The sequence below is a fragment of the Pseudomonas floridensis genome, from assembly GCF_002087235.1.
Taxonomy (GTDB): domain Bacteria; phylum Pseudomonadota; class Gammaproteobacteria; order Pseudomonadales; family Pseudomonadaceae; genus Aquipseudomonas; species Aquipseudomonas floridensis.
This window is the reverse complement of sequence record NZ_MUIO01000269.1, coordinates 1-864: the sequence shown is the minus strand read 5'-3', so window position 1 is coordinate 864 and position 864 is coordinate 1. Positions and strand designations below refer to the sequence as shown.

Below are 864 nucleotides of genomic sequence, written 5' to 3'. Positions count from 1 at the left end.
GCCGCTGGCGCCGACGCCGGAACGTGCGTCGTCCATGAAGGCGCTTTCCTGACGGGTAATCGCGAACACCCAGCTGGAATGCAGGCCGCGGACCTTGGCTTCGCGCACCAGAGTGTCGCGGTGCGCCATCGGGAAGCGAATGTCCAGGTCATCCCAGTATTGCGCCTGACTGATGGTGCGGATGGCCGGGAAATACCACTTCAGGTCGTAGGCCAGCTTGGCCTGGGCGACCATTTCATCGCGATTGAACAGGCGGCTGACGTGATACCACTCGCGGCGGCCGTCGACGATCTCGCCGCGGTCATGAAACTCCAGCGCCCGACGTACACCCGGTGTGTTGCGCACCTTGTTGATCAGCGCCTGGCTGAGCACCAGTGGCTTGTTGTTGAGCTGGTAAGGGCTTTGGGTGCGGTCGGCGGCCAAAAAGCCATAGAAGTCACGCTCCTTGGCCACATCCTTGTACAGCGCGGCGATCAACGGGCTGTTGGGCTGGGCCAGTTCCAGTGCGCGGGCTTCCCAATAACGCCAGCGATTGGTGCTGGCCAGATCCTTGGGCAGGCGGCGGGCCAGTTCATAGGCATCTTCCCAGCGACCCAGTCGCAGCAGCAGGCGCAAGCGCCATTCGGTCACGGTATTATCGCGCAGCTCGGGATCGTATTTGGTCATCACCTCAAGCGCCCGATCATCGTAGCGGCGCGCGAGTGTCAGGCCGATTTCCTTGGCGATTTCCACCTGCTCCTCACGGGAGAAATGCATGGTGATCGCGTAACTGTCCAGCATTGCCAGGGCTTTCTGCGGGTCCTGACGAGCCAGTCGACGCAGACCAAGGCCTACGACATCGGACATGGCTTCATCCACCGGCGT

The 864-nt window shown here is 62.0% G+C and carries 1 pseudogene; it reads right to left on the bottom strand.

Annotation, left to right across the window (positions count from 1 at the left end):
• A pseudogene (locus BZK31_RS28825) lies at nucleotides 1-864 on the bottom strand (lytic murein transglycosylase); the annotation flags it as partial.